At 66.4% G+C, this 20,635-nt stretch carries 16 protein-coding genes; 11 read left to right on the top strand and 5 right to left on the bottom strand.

What is annotated here, in order from left to right; all coding sequences use genetic code 11:
• Nucleotides 1-6: 6 nt before the first annotated feature.
• The 10 genes from H040_RS06345 to H040_RS06295 all read left to right on the top strand — a co-directional run bounded on the left by H040_RS06345 (nt 7) and on the right by H040_RS06295 (nt 13,548).
• Nucleotides 7-1,329 (top strand): LLM class flavin-dependent oxidoreductase, encoded by a 1,323-nt coding sequence (locus tag H040_RS06345; protein WP_027920399.1) that lies wholly within the window; start codon nt 7-9, stop codon nt 1,327-1,329.
• A gap of 94 nt (nt 1,330-1,423) precedes the next feature.
• Entirely contained in the window at nt 1,424-2,479 is a 1,056-nt protein-coding gene (locus H040_RS06340; protein ID WP_027920398.1) for an NADP(H)-dependent aldo-keto reductase, read from the top strand.
• Nucleotides 2,480-2,602: 123 nt separating this feature from the next.
• Nucleotides 2,603-3,451 carry an ABC transporter permease gene (locus tag H040_RS06335; protein WP_050437256.1) on the top strand — a complete coding sequence of 283 codons (849 nt, stop codon included), beginning with the start codon at nt 2,603-2,605 and terminating at the stop codon, nt 3,449-3,451.
• Nucleotides 3,448-5,097 (top strand): dipeptide ABC transporter ATP-binding protein, encoded by a 1,650-nt coding sequence (locus H040_RS06330; protein ID WP_027920396.1) that lies wholly within the window; start codon nt 3,448-3,450, stop codon nt 5,095-5,097. Before H040_RS06335 ends, H040_RS06330 begins: the two co-directional genes overlap by 4 nt.
• A 549-nt stretch (nt 5,098-5,646) precedes the next feature.
• Nucleotides 5,647-7,239 carry an ABC transporter substrate-binding protein gene (locus H040_RS06325; RefSeq protein WP_371260268.1) on the top strand — a complete coding sequence of 531 codons (1,593 nt, stop codon included), beginning with the start codon at nt 5,647-5,649 and terminating at the stop codon, nt 7,237-7,239.
• Nucleotides 7,236-8,222 carry an ABC transporter permease gene (locus tag H040_RS06320; RefSeq protein WP_033696574.1) on the top strand — a complete coding sequence of 329 codons (987 nt, stop codon included), beginning with the start codon at nt 7,236-7,238 and terminating at the stop codon, nt 8,220-8,222. The genes H040_RS06325 and H040_RS06320 overlap by 4 nt, the downstream gene beginning before the upstream one ends.
• Nucleotides 8,219-9,082 (top strand): ABC transporter permease, encoded by an 864-nt coding sequence (locus tag H040_RS06315; RefSeq protein WP_027920393.1) that lies wholly within the window; start codon nt 8,219-8,221, stop codon nt 9,080-9,082. Before H040_RS06320 ends, H040_RS06315 begins: the two co-directional genes overlap by 4 nt.
• On the top strand, nt 9,079-10,791 hold the full coding sequence (locus tag H040_RS06310; protein WP_027920392.1) for a dipeptide ABC transporter ATP-binding protein: 1,713 nt from the start codon (nt 9,079-9,081) through the stop codon (nt 10,789-10,791). Before H040_RS06315 ends, H040_RS06310 begins: the two co-directional genes overlap by 4 nt.
• 166 nt (nt 10,792-10,957) lie before the next feature.
• Nucleotides 10,958-12,169, top strand: coding sequence for an acyl-CoA dehydrogenase family protein (locus H040_RS06300; RefSeq protein ID WP_027920391.1), 1,212 nt, complete (start codon nt 10,958-10,960; stop codon nt 12,167-12,169).
• On the top strand, nt 12,166-13,548 hold the full coding sequence (locus tag H040_RS06295) for an MFS transporter (RefSeq protein ID WP_050437254.1): 1,383 nt from the start codon (nt 12,166-12,168) through the stop codon (nt 13,546-13,548). The genes H040_RS06300 and H040_RS06295 overlap by 4 nt, the downstream gene beginning before the upstream one ends.
• Before the next feature lie 82 nt (nt 13,549-13,630).
• On the opposite strand, the gene sfnR is transcribed toward H040_RS06295, so the two are convergent.
• The 3 genes from sfnR to msuE are packed head-to-tail and all read right to left on the bottom strand — an operon-like array spanning nt 13,631 to nt 16,495.
• Nucleotides 13,631-14,731 carry a sigma54-dependent transcriptional activator SfnR gene (gene sfnR, locus H040_RS06290; RefSeq protein ID WP_027920389.1) on the bottom strand — a complete coding sequence of 367 codons (1,101 nt, stop codon included), beginning with the start codon at nt 14,729-14,731 and terminating at the stop codon, nt 13,631-13,633.
• 9 nt (nt 14,732-14,740) lie between these two features.
• On the bottom strand, nt 14,741-15,925 hold the full coding sequence (locus H040_RS06285) for an acyl-CoA dehydrogenase family protein (RefSeq protein WP_050437253.1): 1,185 nt from the start codon (nt 15,923-15,925) through the stop codon (nt 14,741-14,743).
• Nucleotides 15,926-15,934: 9 nt separating this feature from the next.
• A complete protein-coding gene (msuE, locus tag H040_RS06280) occupies nt 15,935-16,495 on the bottom strand; it encodes an FMN reductase (RefSeq protein ID WP_027920387.1) in 561 nt (186 codons plus the stop codon).
• Between the two features lie 584 nt (nt 16,496-17,079).
• Between msuE and H040_RS06275 the strand changes: the two genes are divergently transcribed.
• The gene (locus H040_RS06275; protein WP_027920386.1) at nt 17,080-18,567 is read left to right on the top strand and encodes an aldehyde dehydrogenase family protein; all 1,488 of its coding nucleotides are present in this window, start codon (nt 17,080-17,082) and stop codon (nt 18,565-18,567) included.
• 58 nt (nt 18,568-18,625) lie between these two features.
• Here the strand turns inward: H040_RS06275 and H040_RS06270 are convergent, their stop codons facing one another.
• Nucleotides 18,626-19,474 (bottom strand): ABC transporter permease, encoded by an 849-nt coding sequence (locus tag H040_RS06270; RefSeq protein ID WP_027920385.1) that lies wholly within the window; start codon nt 19,472-19,474, stop codon nt 18,626-18,628.
• The gene (locus H040_RS06265) at nt 19,471-20,487 is read right to left on the bottom strand and encodes an ABC transporter substrate-binding protein (RefSeq protein WP_027920384.1); all 1,017 of its coding nucleotides are present in this window, start codon (nt 20,485-20,487) and stop codon (nt 19,471-19,473) included. The genes H040_RS06270 and H040_RS06265 overlap by 4 nt, the downstream gene beginning before the upstream one ends.
• Nucleotides 20,488-20,635: the final 148 nt, after the last annotated feature.

Below are 20,635 nucleotides of genomic sequence, written 5' to 3'. Positions count from 1 at the left end.
CCCCCAATGACCACCAAACAGATGAGCCTGGGCATGAACATCCTGGGCTTTGGCTCGCACTCCGGCGCCTGGCGCCAGGGCGAGGCGGCGCTCGATGCCTATATCGACGTCAACTACTACCGCGACATCGCGCGCATTTCCGAGCGCGGTTGCCTGGACGCGATCTTCCTTGCCGATGGCCCGGCGTTGCCGCCGGATGTGTCCGCCCAACCCGGCGGGCGCCTGGAACCGACTGTGCTGCTCACCGCCGTGGCCGCCGCCACCGAGCGCATCGGCGTGATCGCCACCTGTTCCAGCACCTACAACGAGCCGTTCAACCTGGCCCGGCGCATCGCCTCGCTGGACCATATCAGCGGCGGCCGTGCAGCCTGGAACGTGGTCACCAATGCCGGTGACGCAGCGGCGCAGAACTTCGGCCTGGCGGGCGCGCCGCTGCATGTCGACCGTTATGGGCGTGCCGAGGAGTTCGTCGATGTGACCCTGAAACTGTGGGACAGCTGGGAAGATGACGCGGTCATCGGCGACCGCGCCGCCGGCCGCTTCGCCGACCCGCGCAAGGTTCATACCCTGGACTTCCAGGGCAAGCACTTTCAGGTCAAGGGCCCGCTGAACCTGCCGCGCTCGCCCCAAGGGCGGCCGGTGCTGGTGCAGGCCGGCTCCTCCGAAGGCGGCAAGGCACTGGGTTCACGCTATGCCGACGCAATCTTCACCACCCAGACCACCTTGGCCGACGGCCAGGCGTTCTACCAGGAGATGAAAGCCCGCGCCAAGGCCTGGGGGCGTGACCCGCAGCACCTGAAGATCATGCCGGGCCTGTCGACCGTGATCGGCAGTACCGAGGCCGAGGCCCATGCACGTTTTGACCAGCTCAATGCCTGGCATGGCGAGCATGGCCTGCTGCAGCAGGTGGCGGGGCGCATCGGCATCGATGCCAGCGAGCTGGACCCGGACGCGCCGTTGCCCTGGGAACGGATTGGCGCGGTGGCGGACTTCGAGCGGGGGTCCCATGGTTTTCTCGAAGCCCAGTTGAACCTGGCGCGCAGCGAGAACCTGACCATCCGCCAGCTGTCGCGGCGGATTCTGGTGGGGCATCGGTTGGCCGTCGGCACACCGGAGCAGGTCGCCGACACCCTGGCCGAGTGGTTCCTGGCGGGGGCGGGGGATGGCTTCAACATCATGCCCGACATGTTCCCGTCCGGTGCACGGGTGTTCGTCGAGGAGGTGGTGCCGTTGCTGCAAAAACGTGGGCTGTTCCGCACCGAATACACAAGCACCACCCTGCGCGAGCACCTGGGCTTGCCCAAGGCCCACAACCAGTTCGCTGCCTAGGGGCGCTTTGCGCACCCATCGCTGGCTTGCCGGCGATGGGTAGCAGAGCAGCCCCAGGACCTCAAACCCAAGACCCATTCATCAGGATGCACCCATGCGCTACCGCCCACTCGGCCACACCGACCTTAAGGTCAGCCTGCTCAGCCTCGGCACCATGACCTGGGGCCACCAGAACACCGAACAGGACGCCCACCAGCAACTGGACGCTGCCATCGCTGCCGGCATCAATTTCATCGACACCGCCGAGATGTACCCCACGCCCACCCGCGCCGAAACATGGACCACCACCGAGCGCTTCATCGGCAGCTGGATCAAAGCCCGCAGCAACCGCGACACGTTCATCCTCGCCAGCAAGATCGCCGGCCCGGCCCGTGACCCGGGTGGCCAGGTGCACATCCGCGATGGCCTGTCGCACCACGACCGCAAGAACATCGTCGCCGCCCTGGAAGGCAGCCTGCGCCGGCTGAACACCGACTACCTGGACCTTTACCAGCTGCATTGGCCCGACCGCAGCAGCAACTTCTTCGGCATCCGCGAATACCCCTACGTCGATGACCACCCGCAAACCGCCGCCATTGCAGAAACCCTTGCGGTGCTCGACGAGCAGGTCAAGGCCGGCAAGGTGCGCCATATCGGCGTGTCCAACGAAACCCCATGGGGGGTGGCGCAGTTTCTGCGGCACAGCGAAGACCAGGGCCTGGCGCGTATTGCCAGCATCCAGAACCCGTACAGTCTGCTCAACCGCCTGTACGAGAACGGGCTGTCAGAGTTCAGCCACCGCGACGGCGTCAGCCTGCTGGCCTATTCACCGCTGGCATTCGGGGCGTTGACCGGCAAGTACCTGAACGGGGCCAGGCCGCAGGGTTCGCGGTTGTCGTCGGTGTATCGCACGTTCAACCGCTATGGCAGTGACGAGGCCAACAGTGCCATTGGCAGCTATGTGCAGATTGCCCGGGAGCATGGGCTGACGCCGGCGCAGTTGGCCTTGGCCTTCGTGATCCGTCAGCCGTTCGTGGCCAGTGCGATCACCGGGCAGACCACCTTGCTGCAGTTGCAGGAGAACCTCGGTGCTTTGGAGGTGCAGCTCAGCGACGAAGTGCTGGCTGAGATCCAGGCCGTGCACCGCCGTATTCCCAACCCGGCGCCGTAGCCCGCATGGCAAGGGCTTCGCCCTTGTTCGCGGCTAAAGCCGCTCCTACAGGTTTTGTGCAGCCCCTGTAGGAGCGGCTTTAGCCGCGAAGAGGCCAGCACAGGCGATCAAGAAAGGACAGACATGAACGCGATTGCATTGACACCGACCACAGTGACCAGGCGGTGGCAGGTTCGCCCCGGCTTGACGCTGGCCTGGTCCATCCTGGCCCTGCTCCTGCTGGCCGTAGCCTTCCCTGATTGGCTCTCCCCAACCGACCCCTTGGCCGCCGATGCCCGCCTGGCCTACCTCCCGCCCAATACCCACTTCTGGCTCGGCACCGACGAAAACGGCCGCGACGTCCTTAGCCGGCTGATCCACGGCGCCCGTCCATCGCTCTCCATCGGCCTGGCCGCCACCTTGGTCGGCCTCGGTTTGGGCACTTCGCTTGGCCTGGTCGCTGGCCTGGCCCCGTCCTGGCTGGACAATCTGCTGATGCGCGCCGTCGATGTCCTGCTGGCCATCCCCGACCTGCTGCTGGCGCTGGTCATCATCACCCTGTTTGGCCAGGGCACCAGCAACCTGATCCTCGCCGTCGGCATCGCCTCGGTCCCACGCTACGCCCGCCTGGTCCGCGCCCAGGCCCTGACCATCCGCCACGCCGGCTTCGTCGAAGCCGCCGTGACGCTGGGCCGCAAACGCTCGGCTGTGGTGCTGGCCCACGTACTGCCCAACGCCTTGCAACCTGTGCTGATCCTGGCCTGCATCGGCCTGGGCGGCGCCATCACCGCTGCCGCCGCGCTGAGCTTCCTCGGCTTCGGCGCACCACCGCCAGCGCCTGAATGGGGCGCGATGATGGCGGTGGCGCGCAACTTCATGGCCAATGCGCCCTGGCTGATGGCCTGGCCGGCATTGGCAATCACCCTGACTGTCATTTCCATCACCGTCATCGGCCGCGATTGGCTGCGCCGTAGCGAGGGCAGAACCCCATGAGCATCTTCGAAAAGCACCCGGCACCCTTGGTGGACATCCGCGGCCTGCGCGTGAGCTTCAACGGTGTGCCGGTGGTGCACGGCGTCGACCTGCAACTGCATGCCGGGCAATGCCTGGCGCTGGTGGGCGAATCGGGTTCGGGCAAGAGCGTCACGGCGCGTACCCTGGTCGGCCTCACCGGGCGTGGCGCTCAAGTGCAGGCACAGTGCCTGGCCTTTGCCGGGCAGGACTTGCGCCACCTCGGCGAAAACGCCTGGCAGCGTTTGCGCGGTGGGCGTATCGGCTTCGTCATGCAGGATGCGCTGGGCTCGCTTGATCCGCTGCGGCGCGTGGGTGCCGAGATCGAAGAACCTCTGCTGTTGCACACCGACCTGGCTGCCGAGCAACGCCGCTTGCGGGTGCTCGAACTGCTGCGCCAGGTCGGCGTGCCGGCGCCCGAACTCCGTGCCCGGCAATACCCGTGGCAGTTGTCCGGCGGCCTGCGCCAGCGCGCGCTGATTGCCTCGGCCATCGCCTGCCAGCCGCGCCTGCTGATCGCCGACGAGCCCACCACCGCGCTTGATGCCACGGTTCAGGCGCAGATCCTTGACCTGCTGGAGCAATTGCGCGCGCGCGACAACAGCCTGCTGATGGTCAGCCACGACCTGGCGGTGGTTGCGCGCCTGGCCGATTGGGTGGCGGTGATGCGCCATGGCGTGGTGGTGGAGCAGGGCAGTGTCGAGCAGATCCTGCAGGACCCGCAGGACCCTTATACCCAACGCCTGCTGAGCGCAGCGCGGGCGGTGCACTTTCAGCGCCCGCTGGTGCCGGCGCTGGCGCTGGTGGAGGACACCGTGGACGAGCAACCCTTGGTGCTGGAAGCACGCGGCCTGAGCAAGGCGTTCGTCGGGCCGGACGGCAAGCCGCGTGAGGTGTTGAGCGATGTGTCCCTGCAGCTGCGCGCCGGGCAGACCCTTGGCGTGGTCGGCGAGTCTGGCTCTGGCAAGAGCACGCTGGGCCGCATCCTGCTGGGCCTGGAGCGACCGGAGCAGGGCAGTGTGCAGTTGGCCGGGCAGGACTGGCTGGCGCTTTCCGCCGCACAGCAGCGCCAGGCCCGGAAGGGGATTCAGGTGGTGTTCCAAGACCCGCTGGCCTCGTTCGACCCGCGTTATACCGTGTTGCGTGTGCTGGCCGAAGCGCTGGCCCAGGCTGGTGTACCGCGTGGTTTGCAGCGTACCGAGGCGGCTGCGTTGCTGGAGCGGGTGCAGTTACCGGTGGGGCTGCTGGACCGGCGCCCGCTGGAGTTGTCTGGCGGGCAACGCCAGCGCATCGCGATTGCCCGGGCGCTGGCCATGAAACCCAAGGTATTGGTGCTGGATGAGCCGGTTTCGGCGCTGGACGTGTCGGTGCAGGCGCGGATCCTGGCATTGCTGGCGGAGCTCAAGGCGGAGCTGAACCTGGCGTGCCTGTTCATTTCCCATGACCTTGGCGTGGTGGAGCAGGTGAGTGATCAGGTGCTGGTGATGCATGGGGGCAGGGTGGTGGAACAAGGGTCGGTGGCGCAGGTGCTCGGGCAGCCACGTCATCCCTACACCCGAGCCTTGCTCGATGCGGTGCCGCATCTGCCGGCGGCGCGGCCTCGGTGGTTTGAACGGATTGCGGTATAAACCTGTGCGGGCCCATTTGCTCACTCCGGTCTGTAGGAGCGGATTCATCCGCGATGAGGCCCGCCAGGTTTGAAGGCGCATCAGGGCCACCACGTGTGCGCCGGGAGGGTTGCTGCGCCTGTGAGAACGAGCGCCGCCCGCGCGGCGCATCGCGGATGAATCCGCTCCTACATTTGTTGCAACGTGCCGAACCTGTTACGCCATGGTTGTCCGCCTTGGCGCATGACTTAAGCCGTACAAACCGGCTGACAACCATGACCTCACAGGCATGGCCACGTTGCAACAAATGTAGGAGCGGATTCATCCGCGATGCGCCGCGCGGGCGGCGCTCGATCTCATAGGCGCCACCTCGCTATCGACGAACACTGTTGCCCCCCAAACACCCCCCAGACATTTTGCCCCCGCCCCAGCATCAAATCGCCCCCAAACCCCAGCAAAATCAACCCCTTGAACCCGGCACAACTCCTGCAACAGGCCTTTCACAGCCCAGTCCCCGCAGGAGCGCCCTTGAACACACCCATCCTTCCCGTGATACCGCTCTGCGCCGCACTGGCCTTGCTCGGCTGCGAAAAAGCCGGGCAGCACACCGCGCAAAGCACAACGCCACAGCAGGGCGGCACCCTGGTCTACGCGACCGACCGCGAGCCCACCTGCCTGGACCCCCACGTGGCCGGCGACATGCCCCAGGTGTTCGTGGCCCAGCAGTACCTCGACTCGCTGGTTTCGATGGACAGCCAAGGCCAGATCGGCCCCTGGCTTGCCAGCCGCTGGGAAGTCTCCCCAGACGGCCTGCGTTACACCTTCCACCTGCGCCGCGACGTGCACTTCACCGACGGCACCCCCTTCAATGCCGACGCGGTCAAGGCCAACCTCGACCACATGGCCAACCCCAAGACCCAGTCCAGTACCGCAGGGGGGTACATCCGCCAGTACCGCGGCACCAAGGTCCTTGATCCCTACACCGCCGAGGTCACCTTGGCGACGCCATACGCCGCGTTCCTCGAAGTCCTCGCCCAGGGCTTCCTCGGCATCCAGTCACCCACCGCGCTGTTGCGCAGCCGCGACGAGAACTGCGAAAGCCCGGTAGGCAGCGGGCCGTTCAAGGTGGTGCGCTGGGACCGGCAGAACCAGGTGGAACTGGTGCGCAACCCGGACTACAACTGGGCGCCGCCGACGGCGCAGCATCAAGGCCCGGCCTACCTCGAACGCATCGTCTGGAAGTTCATCCAGGAACCCTCGGTGCGCTTCGCCTCGCTGCAGGCCGGTGAGGTCGACGTGATCGAAGCGCTGCCGCCAGAGTCCCACGAGGCGGCACGGCGCAACCCCGACGTCGACCTGATCATCGCCCAGCGCCCGGGCAACCCCACCAACGGTACCTTCAACCTGCGCCGGGCGCCGTTCGACGACAGCCGCGTGCGTGAGGCCTTCGTGCGTAGCGCCGATGTCGAGGGTGCGCTCAAAAGTGTCTACTTCGGCGAGTTCCCCCGCGCCGGTGGCCCGCTGAGCATGGCCACGCCGTTCTACAGTGGCGACTTCGAGCACAGCCAGGACTACGACCCGGCCCGCGCCGCCAAGCTGCTCGACGAAGCCGGCTGGACCGGCCGCGACAACGAGGGCTACCGCACAAAGAACGGCCAGCGGCTGCGCGCCGTCGTGCTGATCGGTGCGCGCACGCCGCCGTCGGAGCTGACCCTGTGGGAACAGGTGCAGGCCACCACCCGCCAGGCTGGCCTGGAGCTGGTGCTCGACCAGATGAGCGACGCCCAGGTCACCGCTCGCCAGGCCGCCTGGGACTACGACATCCGCATCGGCTACTGGAACACCAACACCCCCGACGTGCTGCGCATCATCTTCACCAGCGCATTCGTGCAACCGGCCGGGGTCGGCGGCTACCACCAGAACTCCTCCGGCTACGCCGACCCCGGCTACGACGCGTTGCTTGACAGCGCCCTGGCCACCCAGGACGCCGACCAGCGCCGCCAGCACTACTTCAAGGCGCAGCAACAGGCCGCCGCGCGCTACCTGCAACTCACCACCTACCCGCAGAGCACGCGCCTGGGCATCTACAAGACCGCCCACGGTGTGCGCCTGGAGCCTTCGCTGGCGGTGACCTACCTCTATGACGCATGGGTGAACAAATGAGTACGACGACACTGGCGATAAGCGACCCGCGCCGCGAACGCCTGGCCGCCCTGGGCCGGCGCGCTGCCGTCCGGCTGGGCGGCGGCGTGCTGGTGCTGTGGGCAGTGGCGACCCTGACGTTCTTTGCCCTGCGCCTGATGCCAGGTGACCCGGTGCTGGCGATTCTCGGTGGCCCCAGCGCCAACCCGACGCCGGAAGCGATCGAGGCCGCCCGCGTCGAGTTCGGCCTCGACCAGCCATTGGCGGTGCAATACCTGTTCTACCTTGGGCGCCTGCTGCACGGTGACCTGGGTGTGTCCTACTCGCAGCACTTGCCGGTCACCCGCGTGCTGCTCGAACAGGGCGGGGCAACGCTTGAGCTGACCATCGCCGCGTTGGTACTGGCCTGGCTGCTGGTCCTGCTGCTGACGGTGGTCACTGCCGGGCGTGGCCGGGTGGTGGGCGGCATCGCGTCGCTGGCCGAAACCCTCAGCGCGGCCTTGCCGCACTTCTGGCTTGGCGTGGTGCTGCTGGCCGTGTTCGCCTTCGGCCTGCGCTGGTTCCCGCCCGCCGGTAGCGACAGCATTGCCAGCCTGGTGCTGCCGGCGTTCTCGCTGGCGATTCCGTTGGCCGGCTTCATTGCCCAGGTCACTCGCGAATCCCTTGAGCTGACCCTTGAACAACCCTTCGTGCTCACGGCTCGCACACGGGGGCTCAGCGACCTGGCCGTGCGTTTTCGCCATGCCCTGCGCCATGCCTTGCTGCCTGGCGTTTCGCTGTCGGGCTGGGCCATCGGCGCGTTGATCAGCGGCGCAGTGGTGTGCGAGGTGATCTTCTCGCGCAAGGGCATTGGCCGGCAGCTGTACCAGGCGGTGCAGGCCCAGGACATGCCCCTGGTGATCGGCATCAGCCTGGTGGTGGCGGCCGGTTACGTACTGGCGAACATTCTGGTCGACCTGCTGTACCAGTGGATCGACCCACGGCAACAGGAGGCTGCAGCATGACTGACCTGACACTTGAACGAACCCTTGCGCCATTGCGTCGCCAGCGCCAGTGGAAGCTGCCGCCACTGGGCGCCAGCCTGGCGATCCTGTTTCTGTCGGCGTTGATCCTGGCCGCGCTGGCCCCCGGGCTGTTCACCCGCATCGACCCGTTGGCCATCGTCCCCCGTGACGCGTTCCAGCCGCCCAGCTGGGTGCACTGGCTGGGTACCGACCAGTCGGGCCGGGACATCTTTGCGCGGATCATTCACGGCGCGCGGCAAAGCCTGCTGATCGGCGTGGCGGCCACCGCCATTGCCATGGCCATCGCCATCACCCTCGGTTTGCTCAGCGGCCTTGGCGGCGCGCGGGTGGACCGCGCGCTGGGCTGGTTGCTGGAAGTGCTGTTCGCCTTCCCCAGCCTGGTGCTGGCGCTGTTGTTCGTGGCGGTGTTCGGCAGCGGCGTCGGCCCGCTGATCGTCGCCACCGGGCTGGGGGGGGCGCCGGGCTATGCGCGCATGGTGCGCGGCCAGGTGCTGGCAGTGCGCAACGCCGGTTACATCGAGGCGGCGCGGGCATTGGGGCACCCGACCTCGCGCATCGTCCTGCGCCAGTTGCTGCCAAACGCGATGCGGCCACTGGTGGTGACGCTGACCATGGGCGTGGGTCAAGCCATCGTCTGGGCTTCGGCGTTGAGTTTCCTCGGCTTGGGCGCCAGGCCCCCTGCGCCGGAGTGGGGGACCATGTTGTCCATGGGCCGCGACTTCATCGCCAATGCCTGGTGGCTGACCTTTTTCCCAGGCCTGTTCATCGTCCTCACCACCTTGGCCACGACAGTGACTGGCCGCTACATCCAACAACGCCTGGAGGGCCGCCAGCCATGAACGACAAGACCCTGATCGTCGAAGGCTTGAACGTGGCCTTCGCGGGCCACAGTGTGGTGCGCGACCTGTCCTTCACCTTGCCGGCGGGGCGCTGCGTGGCGTTGGTCGGCGAGTCCGGTTCGGGCAAGAGCGTCAGTGCCCGCAGCCTGGTTGGCCTGGCCGGCGCCAAGGCGCAGGTGAGCGCCCGTCAGCTGAGTTTTGCCGGGCATGACCTGCTCGACCTAGGCGAGCGCCAGTGGCGCGAGGTACGCGGCAAGGACATCGGCTTCGTGCTGCAGGATGCGCTGGTTTCGCTCGATCCGTTGCGGCCGGTAGGCAAGGAAGTGCTCGAAGTGCTGCAGACTCACCGCTACGGCGACCGTCAGTTGCGTGCTGCGCGGGTGCACGAGTTGCTTGAGCGGGTAGGTGTGCCCGACGTCGAGCTGCGCGCTCGCCAGCGGCCCGGGCAATTGTCCGGTGGCCTGCGTCAGCGCGCATTGATCGCCAGTGCCCTGGCCCTGGACCCTGCGCTGGTGATCGCCGATGAGCCGACCACTGCACTGGACGCCACGGTGCAGGCGCAGATCCTCGAGGTGTTCCAGCAGATCAAGGCCCGCGGCGCCTCGCTGCTGATCATCAGCCACGACCTGGCGGTGGTTGCGCAACTGGCCGACGACGTGGTGGTGCTGCGCCACGGCGACGTGGTGGAGCAGGGGCCGATGCAGCAGGTGCTGCGCCAGCCGCGCCACCCCTACACCCGGGCTCTGCTGGCCGCGGTGCCCGCCGAACACCCGCGTGGCAGCCGGCTTTCACCGGAGCGGGCAGGCGTGCGCCGTGAGCCGCGTGCGCGCGCTCACTGTGATGTGCTGCTGGAAGGGCGTGGCCTGGGCAAGCGCTATCTTGGCCCGGACGGGCTGGTTCGCCAGGTGCTGCAAGGTGTCGACTTCACCCTGCGCGCCGGGCGCACCTTGGGCATCGTCGGCGAATCCGGTTCGGGCAAGACCACGGTGGCGCGCATTGCCCTCGGCCTGTTGCAGCCGGACCAGGGTGAAGTGCTGTACCGCGGCCAGCCGTGGAACCGCCCGGCCAATGCCGTAAGCGAAGCCGTGCGCCGGCCGTTGCGCCGCGAGATCAGCGTGATCTACCAAGACCCACTGGGCTCGTTCGACCCGCGCTGGAGCGTGGCGCACATTCTTGATGATGCCTTGCAGGTGGCCGGTATCGAAGCGGCGGAGCGGCCGGCGCGGATTGCCGTGCTGCTGGGCCAGGTGCGCTTGCCGGCTGAGCTGGCCCAGCGCCGGCCATTGCAACTGTCCGGCGGCCAGCGTCAGCGAGTGGCGATCGCCCGGGCGATTGCCAGCGAGCCGAAGGTGATCATCTGCGATGAACCGGTTTCGGCCCTGGACGTGTCGGTGCAGGCCCAGGTGCTCGATCTGCTGGCTGATCTGCAGGACGAGCTGGGCCTGGCCTACCTGTTCATTTCCCACGACCTGGGGGTGATCCGCCATGTCAGCGACGACGTGCTGGTGATGCGCCACGGCCAGGTGGTGGAGCAGGCACCGGTCGAGCAGTTGTTCGAGCGCCCGGCCCACGCATACACCCGACGGCTGCTTGGCGCGGTACCACGCCTGCCCGGCAGCGGCGCCGCCCTGGTGGTGCCACCGCTGGACCTGGAACACGAAGCCTTCGACCTGTTCGACGAAACCCGCCTCTGGAAAATCGCGATCTGATGACTGCTCAATTTCCCAGCGCTGGTGCGATCCCCTGTGGGAGCGGGTTTACCCGCGAAGCAGGCAACGCGGTGCATGGCACCGGCTTCGCCGGTGTTCGCGGGTAAACCCGCTCCCACAAGGGCGGGCGTCTCATTTTTGAAAGCTGCATTTAAAGGACTGAACCATGACCACATTTCAACGTTTCCCAGCCCAGGCTCCTGCCGCCCACATCGCAGAACTGAAGGCCCGCATCGTCGCCTTGTTGCCAGCCATCGGCGCAGGCGCCGCACAACGCGAGCGCGAACGCCAGCTGCCCCACGAAGCCATCGCCCAACTGGCGGCTGCCGGGCTTTACACCGTGCGTATCCCGACCCAGTACGGCGGCCCTGGCGGCAGTGTCAGCGATGTGATCGAACTGCTGCTGCAGGTCGCTGCAGTCGACTCCAACGTCGCCCAGGCCCTGCGCCCGGGCTTTGCCTTCGTCGAAGGCCTGTTGGCCGCGCAGGGCGAAGGCGCCGAGCAAGAGCGCGAGCGCTGGTTTGCGCGATACCTGCAAGGCGCGGTGATCGGCAATGCCGGCTGGGAACTGGGCGGTGCCAACGGCTCCATCGCGGCACGGCTGGTACGCGAGGGCGAGTACTACCGCGCCAACGGCAGCAAGTTCTACAGCACCGGCGCCTTGTTCGCTGATTACGTCAGTGCCGTGGCCCTGGACGAGAACGAGCAGCCGGTGTCGTTCATCCTGCCGCGTGACCGCGAGGGCCTGGAGCTGGTCGACGACTTCGACGCCATGGGCCAGCGCCTCACCGCCAGCGGTACCACGCACCTGCGCAACGTGCGGGTCGAGGCCAGCGAGATCCGCACGCGTACCGTCGAGGAGGGCAAGCGCACTGTCGTCACACCGTTCCTGCAGCTGTTCCTCGGTACCGTGCTGGCCGGCATCGCCCGCAACGCGCTGGAAGACGCCACGCGCTTTGCCCGCGAGCATGCCCGGCCGATCAAGCACAGCACGGCCAGCCGTTCGGTGGATGACCCCTACGTGGAACTGTCGGTAGGCGATATCGCCGCCCGTGCCTACGGCGCCGAGGCCCTGGTGCGCAAGGCTGCGGCAAGCATCGACAAGGCCTGGGCCGCGCAGCTGGATGAGGCTGCTGTCGAACAGGCCGCCATCGAGGTCGCCCAGGCCCAGTACCTGGTGGCCGAGCTGGCGCTCAAGGCGGGCGAAACCCTGTTCGATGTGGGCGGTGCCTCAACCACTGGCCGCCAGCACAACCTTGACCGGCATTGGCGCAACGCCCGCACCGTGGCCAACCACAACCCGCGCCAGTGGAAGGCGGCGGTAGTCGGTGCCTGGCAGCTCAAGGGCACCCGCCCGCCCGTCTCGGGGCTGTTTTGACCGCCCAGCCGGCGTTGCTGGCCGGCCATCTGCAAAGCCCCAAGGTGCCGGTGATCATCGGCGCCGCGCTGTTCATGGAACTGCTCGACAGCACGGCGGTGATGACCGCCTTGCCGCAGATGGCCGCCGACTTCGGTGAACCGGGGCTGCGCATGAACCTGGTGGTATCGCTGTACATGCTTGCCCTGGCGCTGTGCGTGCCGGTCAGCGGTTGGGCCGCCGAACGCTTTCGCCCGCGCCAGGTGATGTTGCTGGCGATGGGCTTGTTCACCGCTGCCTCGCTGGCCTGCGCCCTGGCAGAAACGCTCTGGCAGCTGTGCCTGGGGCGCATGCTGCAGGGCGCGGCGGGGGCGTTGATGACGCCGGTGGGGCAGGTGATCATCCTGCGCTGGTCGAGCCGTGAACAGTTGCTGCAGGCCATGTCGTGGCTGGCCTTGCCGGCCTTGGTCGGGCCCCTGATCGGGCCGCTGCTTGGCGGCTTGCTGGTGACGGTGCTGTCGTGGCACTGGATCTTCCTGATCAACCTGCCGATCTGCCTGGTCGGCTGTTGGCTGATACTGCGCCATGTGCCGGACTACCCGGCACGGCCGGTGCCGCCGCTGGATGTGCGCGGGCTGTTGCTCAGTGGTGGCGCCCTGGCCATGCTGGTGTTCGGCCTGGAGTCGCTGGGGCTGGGGCAATTGCCACGGGCCTGGGCCTTGGCGCTGGTTGCCGCTGGCCTGGCCTGCACCCTGGGCTACCTGCTGCATGCGCGGCGCCACCCCAGCCCACTGGTCGATCTTTCGCTGTTGCGCTTGCGCAGTTTTGGCGTGGCCCAGGCCGGCGGCGGGCTGTTTCGCCTCGGCTCGGCGGCGCAGCCGTTCCTGATCGTGCTGTTGTTGCAGCACTGCCTGGGCATGAGCCCGCTGGCGGCCGGTTGGCTGGTGGTCAGCGGTGGCCTGGGGGCGCTGCTGATGAAGCTGTTGGCGGTACCGTTGGTGCGGCGCTATGGCTACCGACGGGTGCTCAGCTGCAATGCCGTGGCCAGCGCTGCGGGGATTGCCCTGTGTGCCGGCTTTGATCGCGATACCGCGGTCTGGCTGATGGCTGTGGTGCTGTTCGCGGCGGGGTTGGTGCGCTCACTGCAGTTCTCGACCTTGGGTGCTGCCAGTTATCAGGACGTACCCGGTGAGCGCTCGGCGGCGGCCAGTTCGCTGTCGGCGATGTCGGTGCAGCTGACCATGGCCATGTCGGTGAGCCTGGCCGGGGTGCTGTTGGGTGTACTGGCCGGCGTTGATGGGCGCAGTGAAACTTCAGTGACGGATATCGCCACGGTGATGCTGCTGTGCGCAGCAATGTGCGGATCGTCGGCGCTGGTGTTCCGACGACTGGCGGGCTGACGGTTCGCGGATAAATCCGCGCCTACAGGATTGGTGTAGGAGCGGATTTATCCGCGAGAGGACGGCATAGACATCCACCTTTTCAGATCGACAACTGCACCACCCGAGCATCCAGCACCGGCTCTTCCTGCGCCCGGCGCTTGTTCACCACCAGTTCCCCGATCGCAATCAGCCGCGTGCGTGTGACGTTGCGCGACAACCCCAGCAACTGCGCGGTATGCACCTGGTTGTAATGACAGAAGTGGTACGCCGAACGCAGCAGGGCATTTTCGACCTTCTCGTACAAGTCCCCGGGCTGTTCTTCATACAACCGGCTGAACGCCTGTTGCAGCAGATCCTCCACGCCATGGCTGGCAAGTTCATCCTCCTGGCGCTCCAGGCGCAGGTTGGACAAACGCAGGTCCTGGGCTTGCACCAGCCCGTCGCCGCAGGTCAGCAGGCTGTGGTGGATGACGTTCTCCAGCTCACGAATATTGCCTGGCCAGCTGTATTCGACCAGCTTGGCCTGGGCCTTGGGGCTCAGCTCCACCGGCCCGTAGCCCAGCCGCTCGCTGTAGCTGCGGATGAAGTGCCGGGCCAATGGCAGGATGTCCCCCGGCCGGTCACGCAGTGGATGCAGCTGCAAGGTCACCACATTCAGCCGGTAGTACAGGTCTTCACGGAAGTGCCCGGCATTGATCGCTTTCTCCAGTTGCACGTTGGTCGCCGCCAGCACCCGCACATTGATCGGGATGCTCTTGCGCGAACCCAGGCGTACCACTTCGCGCTCCTGCAACACGCGCAGCAGCTTGACCTGGATTGGCAGCGGCAGGTCACCGATCTCGTCGAGGAACAGCGTGCCGCCATTGGCCTCTTCGAACCAGCCGGCCTTGGCCGCCAGGGCGCCGGTGAAGGCGCCTTTTTCATGGCCGAACAGCTCGGCCTCGACCAGCGACTCGGAGAACGCACCGCAGTTGACCGCGATGAACGGGCCGTTGCGCCGGCCGCTGAGGTTGTGGATGTGGCGCGCGACCAGCTCCTTGCCCGTGCCGGTTTCGCCAATGATCAGGACGCTGGCCTCGCTGGGAGCGACCTGTTGCAGGTGGGCGAGCAGCGCCTGCGACCTTGGGTCTTCGAAGACCTGTGCGGTCGCCCTGATCGAGGTAGCCAGTGTCGGTGACGGGGGGAGGGTCAGCAGTTGCATGAGCGATCCTTAGGAATAGAAGGATGGGGCGGGGCGCTTGCCGCCGAGGGCCCACTCGCCGAGCTCGTGGATACGGTAATCCACCGGGTCGTGCAGGGTTTGCGTCCTCAGGTTGCGCCAGTGTCGGTCGAAGCGCAGTGAAGCGTGGGTGGCGCGGGCGCCTGTGACCTCGAACAGGCGGTTGCAGATGTCCAGGCCGTGGCGCGTGGCCGCGACCTTGGCAGTGCCGATGGCCAGGGCCAGGTCGCCGCGTTCCTCGGCGCAGAGCGCCTGCTCCTTGGCCCAGGCGTTGTCGAGCTGGCGGGCGGCGCGGGCAATCAGCAGGCGCACGCTCTCAAGGCCCACCCAGAACTCACCGTAGTGGCGCAGCACGTAAGGGTCTTCGGCGCTGCTGGCAGCTGTTGAGCGGAACCACGGCCGGCTTTCCTTGAGGCTGTATTGGCGTGCTTCTTCGAAGGCACCTTCGGCAATGCCAAGGAACAGGTTGGCGAAGTGCAACTGGGCGATCAGCGGGCGCAGGGCGGCGAACGGTGTGCTCAACGGGCCGGGGTCGAGCAGCAGTTCGCCGTGTTCGACGCGTACCCGTTCGAAGGTGGCGCTGCCACTGTCGGTCTGGCGCTGGCCGATGTTGTTCCAGTCGTTGTGCAGGGTGATGCCGGTGCGCCCGCTGGGGATGGCGGCGATCAGCAGCTTGCCGCCGGCACGCTCGTCCACCGCCGAGGCGATCAGCATCTCCGAGTCGCTGGCGCCGGAGCAGAAGCTCTTCTTGCCAGAGAACTCGCACCAGCCGTCGAAATGCTTGACCACGGTGCGGGTGTCCAGCGGGTTGAGTGCGTTGCCCCAGAACCAGTGCTTGCGCGCGGTCTGCTCGAACCAGGGTTGCCACTGGTCCGGGCGCGAGAACAGGCGAACGGTGGCCAGCATCAGGTGGTGGAAGCCGAACACATGGGCAAGCGAACTGTCGACCCGGGCGAACTCGCGTACCACCTCGAAGGTGTCATGCCAGTTCGCACCCTGGCCGCCGAACGCCTGTGGAATCACCAGCGACAGCAAACCGCTGCTGCGCAGGGCATCGCGTTCGGCCTTGGGCGTGCCACCGCGCTCGTCGCGCTCCACCGCGGTCTGGGCGAACTGCATGGCCAGTTCCCGCGCTACTGCCAGTGCCGGGCGGGCCGCATGCAAGGGTGCATTCATGGCGGCTCCTCAGGCGCTTTGACGGAGTGCGTGATGGGCGCCGAACAACGGCACGGCGCGTTCGGCGGCCAGGCGGATGCGCGCATCAAGGGCATCGCTGGAAACCCGGTAATCGGCGAGCTCGGCCTGGCTGGCGTAGACGCCGATCGGCAGGGTCAGGGCCTGCAGGAAGCTGAACAGCGGGCGCAGTTGGTGATCGAGCACCAGTGCGTGGCGTTCGCTGCCACCGGTCGCGGCGAGCAGCACTGGGGTGTCGACCAGTGCGTCCTGGCCGATCAGGTCGAACAGGTGCTTGAAGTGGCCTGGGAAGCTGCCGCGGTAGACCGGCGCGGCCACCACCAGCAAGTCGGCCTTTTCCACCAGGCGCAGCTGCTGCTCCACGGCATCGGGCAGTTCGCTGCGCCACAGCGCGGCGCCCAATGGCCGGGCGATGTCACCCAGTTCGATCAGGTGCGGCTTGATATGCAGGTGCTGGCCCAGTTCGGTGACGATGGCCTCGGTCAGGGTCAGGGTGCGAGATGGGCGGGCAGTGCCACCTGAAAGGGCAACGACGTTCAGTGGGGTGCTCATGGGCAGGTCTCCGGTTCTTGTTGAGCGGGGGACTTTGCTTGAGCAATCGTCGTGCCGAGTTATTAATTCGTTGTAGATCAACAGGTTGCGTATTTAAGAGCGCCACCGGTGTTGCCTTGTGGGCGTTGTTTGTTGATCAGGTGTTGCGCTGCAGACAGTTGGCCTGATGTTGGCGGCTGTACAGTTGGGAGAGTTATAGCGGAATTGTTTTTTAATAAAAAAGAATAAGAATTCATATTCTTATGCGATTTTTTCAGGTTCGTCGCGGGAGGGTGTCGGGGGCACACAGGTGCCTGCCTTTAGATGTTCTGCGCTTATGAGATCGAGCGCCGGCGGCGCTCGATCTCACAGGCACAGAGGACCTCAAGGCAAAAAAAAGCCCGCTGACCGAGCGGGCTGAAAGGAACAACGCTTGCGTGATTCAGTGAACGCAGTGTGCCGAGCCGTCTGGCGCGGCGATTTGGCCAGCGTGACATTCTCTTGAGGCTGCCTGACAAAACGCCATACGGGGCTGGCAGGCGGGTAGGCGGGCGTTTGAAGATCGGCCGGCACACTTTTTTTGCACTGCCTCCAGGAGTCATGTCATGAGCGATATCCAGCTGTTACCTGCCGTGGTCGAGTTCCTCGACAGGCCCCATGGCCACTTCATCGAGGGCCAGTACCTGGCGGGTGAGGCGGGGCCGTCGATCGATATCCATGACCCGTCCAGCGCAGCGGTCATCGGCCGGGTGGCAGAGGCCACCAATGCCGAGATCGAACGGGCGGTGCGCAGTGCGCGGCAAGCCTTCAAGGGCGCCTGGGCCGAAACTTCGCCCTATCAGAAAGGTGTGGTGCTGAACCGCCTGGCCGATCTGTTCGAGGCCAATGCCGAAGAGCTCGCGCAGCTGGAAACCCTGTGCTCGGGCAAGTCGATCAACCTCACCCGCGGCCTTGAGATCGCCCAGAGCGTGGTGTTCCTGCGCTACTTCGCCGGTTGGGCGAGCAAGATCACCGGGCAGACCATGACGCCGTCGATCCCGTCGTTCGCCGGCGAACGCTACACCGCGTTCACCCTGCGCGAGCCGGTAGGGGTGGTGGCCGGGATCGTGCCGTGGAATTTCTCGGTGATGATCGGCATCTGGAAGATCGCCTCGGCGCTGGTCACCGGTTGCACCATTGTCATCAAGCCCAGCGAGTTCACCCCGCTGACGCTGCTGCGTATCGCTGAACTGGCCATCGAAGCCGGTGTGCCGGCGGGCGCGTTCAACGTGCTCAATGGCCGTGGCCAGGCCGGGCAGCGGCTGATCGAGCACCCGGACGTGGCCAAGGTGGCCTTCACAGGTTCCGTGCCGACCGGCATTGCCGTGGGCAAGGCGGCCATGGCGGCCAACCTGACCCGCGCCACCCTGGAACTGGGCGGCAAGAATGCCGCTGCACTGCTGGCCGATGTCGATGTCGACGGCGCGGTGGCCGGTATCGTGCAAACGGCCTACGTGCACCAGGGGCAGGTGTGCGCATCGCCCGAGCGCCTTTATGTGCACCATAGCAAGGTCGAGGAATTCACCTGCAAGCTGGGCGCGGCGCTGGGGCAGATGAAGATCGGCTCGGCACTGGACCCTGAGGCGCAGTTCGGGCCGCTGGCCAATGCCGCGCACCTGCAGAAGATTCTTGGCTTCTTCGAGCGAGCGCGGGCCAACAACACGGTGATCTGTGGTGCCAGGGCGGTTGACCGGCCGGGGTACTTCGTCGAACCGACGGTAGTGCTGGCCAAGGGTGCCAACGACCCGTTGCTGCATGAGGAAACCTTTGGGCCGATCGTCTGTGTGTTGCCGTTCGACAATGAGCAAGAATTGATCGAGCTGATGAACGACAGCCCGTACGGCCTGACCGCCAGCCTGTGGACCAACGACCTGTCCAAGGCACTGCGGCTGATTCCGCAGATCGAGGCTGGCACGGTGTGGGTCAACATGCACACCTTCCTCGACCCGGCGGTGCCGTTTGGCGGGACCAAGGCCTCGGGGGTGGGGCGTGAGTTCGGCAGTGCATTCATCGAGGATTACACCGAGTTGAAGTCGGTGATGATCAGGTACTGAACTGACGCGCACTCCTGTAGGAGCGCCCCAGCAAGGCCGCTCCTACAAACAATCGCGTTTAGCGGGTGCTGCGCCCATAGGCCTGGCTGATGCGGTCGATCACCATCGCCAGTGCGACGATGGCCAACCCCGCTTCCACCCCTTGGCCGACATTGAGCGTCTGGATCCCCGCCAGTACATCCTCACCCAACCCACGGGCACCGATCATCGACGCCACCACCACCATCGACAAGGCCATCATCACCGACTGGTTGAGCCCGGCCATGATGCTTGGCAACGCCAGCGGCAGGGCGACGCGCCGCAGCCGTTGCCAGCGGCCGGCACCCAGGCCGTGGGCGGCCTGCAGCAACGAGGGGTCGATCTGGCTCAGGCCCAGCTCGGTCAGCCTTACCAACGGCGGCAGGGCGTAGATGACGGTGGCGAACACCGCCGGTACCTTGCCCAGCCCAAACAGCATCAGCACCGGAATCAGGTAGACGAAGGCCGGCAGCGTCTGCATCACGTCCAGCACCGGCATCAGCATGCGCCGGGCCAGCGGGCGGGTGGCCAGGAGAATGCCCAGCGGCACACCGACCAGCACGCACAGGCCGGTACTGACCAGCACCAGGGCCAGGGTCTGCAGCAGTTTGTCCCACAGCCCGAGCATGCCGATGAACGCCAGCAGCGCAACCAGCACCACGCTGCGCAGCAGGCTGCGGCTGGCGTGCCAGGCGAGCAGGCCGACCAATAGCAGCAACAGCCACCAGGGCATCAGGCGCAGCAGGTTCTCCAGGCCCACCAGCAGTTGCAGCAGTTGGTCGGAGACGCTGCGCAGGTGGTCGCCGTAGTGCAGCACGAGCCAGTCGACCAGGCGGTTGATCGCGTCGGCGAATGACACTTGCAGGGCAGCGGGGAAGCCACCACTCACAGGCTGGCCTCGACCTTGCTGGCCACGTCAGCGGGTAGCCAGGCCTTCCATACATCCGGGTTGGCGCGCAGGAAGGCCTTGGCGGCATCGGCGGGCTGCTGGCGCTTTTCGTTCATCTCGGCCAGGGCCTTGTTGAGCCGGTCGATGGGCAGGTCGACCTTCTCGAACACCGCTACCAGTTCTGGGTAGCCATCGCGAAAAGCTTTGGACACACCGACCGACAGCTTTGCCGGCAACGACTGGCTGCCTTTGGGGTTGGGGTTTTTCGCGTCGGTCAGGGTGGCCCAGGCCGCGGCATCGAATGCTGGCTCCTGCAGCCGCACCAGGTCGTAGCGGCCAATCAGTGGAGTGGGGCTCCAGTAATAGAACAGCACCGGCTGGCCGCGGCGGATGGCCGAGCCGATTTCGGCGTCCAGCGCGGCGCCCGAGCCGCTGCGGAAGTTGTTGTACAGGCCGTCGAGCCCATAGGCCTTGAGCTTCTGGCTGTTGACGGTTTCGGAGGTCCAGCCGCTGGGGCTGTTGAGGAAGCGGCCCTTGTCGGGCATCTCGGGATCGCGGAACACCTGCGGGTAGCGTTTGAGGTCCTCAACGCTGCGCAGTTCTGGTGCCAGCGGCTTCAGCCCGCGAGCCGGGTCGCCCTTGATCACATAGGCCGGCACCCACCAGCCTTCTTCGGCGTTTTTCACCGTGTCGCCCAACGCGAACACCTGGCCGGCCTGCTCGGCCTTGACCCAGGCGGGGCTGCGCCCGGCCCATTCTTCGGCGATTACCTGCAGGTCGTTGCGCGCCAGCGCCACTTCCATGCTCACAGTGCTGCCGGGGAGGGTGTCGGTGGGGTAGCCGTAGCCGCGCTCGACAATCAGGCGCAGGATCTCGGTGGTCAGCGCGCCGCTTTCCCAATTGATGGCGCCGAAGTGGATGGGCGCGCGGGCTTCTGCCGAGGCGGCGCTGTCGGTGCTGGCCAGGCCTACTGCAAGCAACAGGCCGGCCAGCAGCGTTGTAACTTTTTTCATCAGGACCTCGAAGGTTGTCGCTCCTTGTGCCGGGCAAGTGTAGTCCACCGCTCAAGGCACCTTGGCACCAACTGCGGAACAGCTTCTGTCTGTCAATGAATGGTAGTGGCTGCAAGGCTTCGCCCCCATGCCCGCATTCGCAGGGCGG

Source organism: Pseudomonas sp. URMO17WK12:I7 (assembly GCF_003269045.1).
Taxonomy (GTDB): Bacteria; Pseudomonadota; Gammaproteobacteria; order Pseudomonadales; family Pseudomonadaceae; genus Aquipseudomonas; species Aquipseudomonas putida_J.
The sequence above is the reverse complement of the archived record's forward strand: the minus strand, read 5'-3'. Positions and strand labels throughout refer to the sequence as shown.

Bases quoted from the DNA above. Each gene is read 5' to 3' on its own strand.
- sfnR (WP_027920389.1), bottom strand. From the start codon at position 14,731: ATGCAACTGCTGACCCTCCCCCCGTCACCGACACTGGCTACCTCGATC.
- H040_RS06330 (WP_027920396.1), top strand. From the start codon at position 3,448: ATGAGCATCTTCGAAAAGCACCCGGCACCCTTGGTGGACATCCGCGGC.
- H040_RS06320 (WP_033696574.1), top strand. From the start codon at position 7,236: ATGAGTACGACGACACTGGCGATAAGCGACCCGCGCCGCGAACGCCTG.
- H040_RS06315 (WP_027920393.1), top strand. From the start codon at position 8,219: ATGACTGACCTGACACTTGAACGAACCCTTGCGCCATTGCGTCGCCAG.
- H040_RS06300 (WP_027920391.1), top strand. From the start codon at position 10,958: ATGACCACATTTCAACGTTTCCCAGCCCAGGCTCCTGCCGCCCACATC.
- H040_RS06340 (WP_027920398.1), top strand. From the start codon at position 1,424: ATGCGCTACCGCCCACTCGGCCACACCGACCTTAAGGTCAGCCTGCTC.
- H040_RS06335 (WP_050437256.1), top strand. From the start codon at position 2,603: ATGAACGCGATTGCATTGACACCGACCACAGTGACCAGGCGGTGGCAG.
- H040_RS06310 (WP_027920392.1), top strand. From the start codon at position 9,079: ATGAACGACAAGACCCTGATCGTCGAAGGCTTGAACGTGGCCTTCGCG.
- H040_RS06275 (WP_027920386.1), top strand. From the start codon at position 17,080: ATGAGCGATATCCAGCTGTTACCTGCCGTGGTCGAGTTCCTCGACAGG.
- H040_RS06265 (WP_027920384.1), bottom strand. From the start codon at position 20,487: ATGAAAAAAGTTACAACGCTGCTGGCCGGCCTGTTGCTTGCAGTAGGC.
- H040_RS06285 (WP_050437253.1), bottom strand. From the start codon at position 15,925: ATGAATGCACCCTTGCATGCGGCCCGCCCGGCACTGGCAGTAGCGCGG.
- H040_RS06345 (WP_027920399.1), top strand. From the start codon at position 7: ATGACCACCAAACAGATGAGCCTGGGCATGAACATCCTGGGCTTTGGC.
- msuE (WP_027920387.1), bottom strand. From the start codon at position 16,495: ATGAGCACCCCACTGAACGTCGTTGCCCTTTCAGGTGGCACTGCCCGC.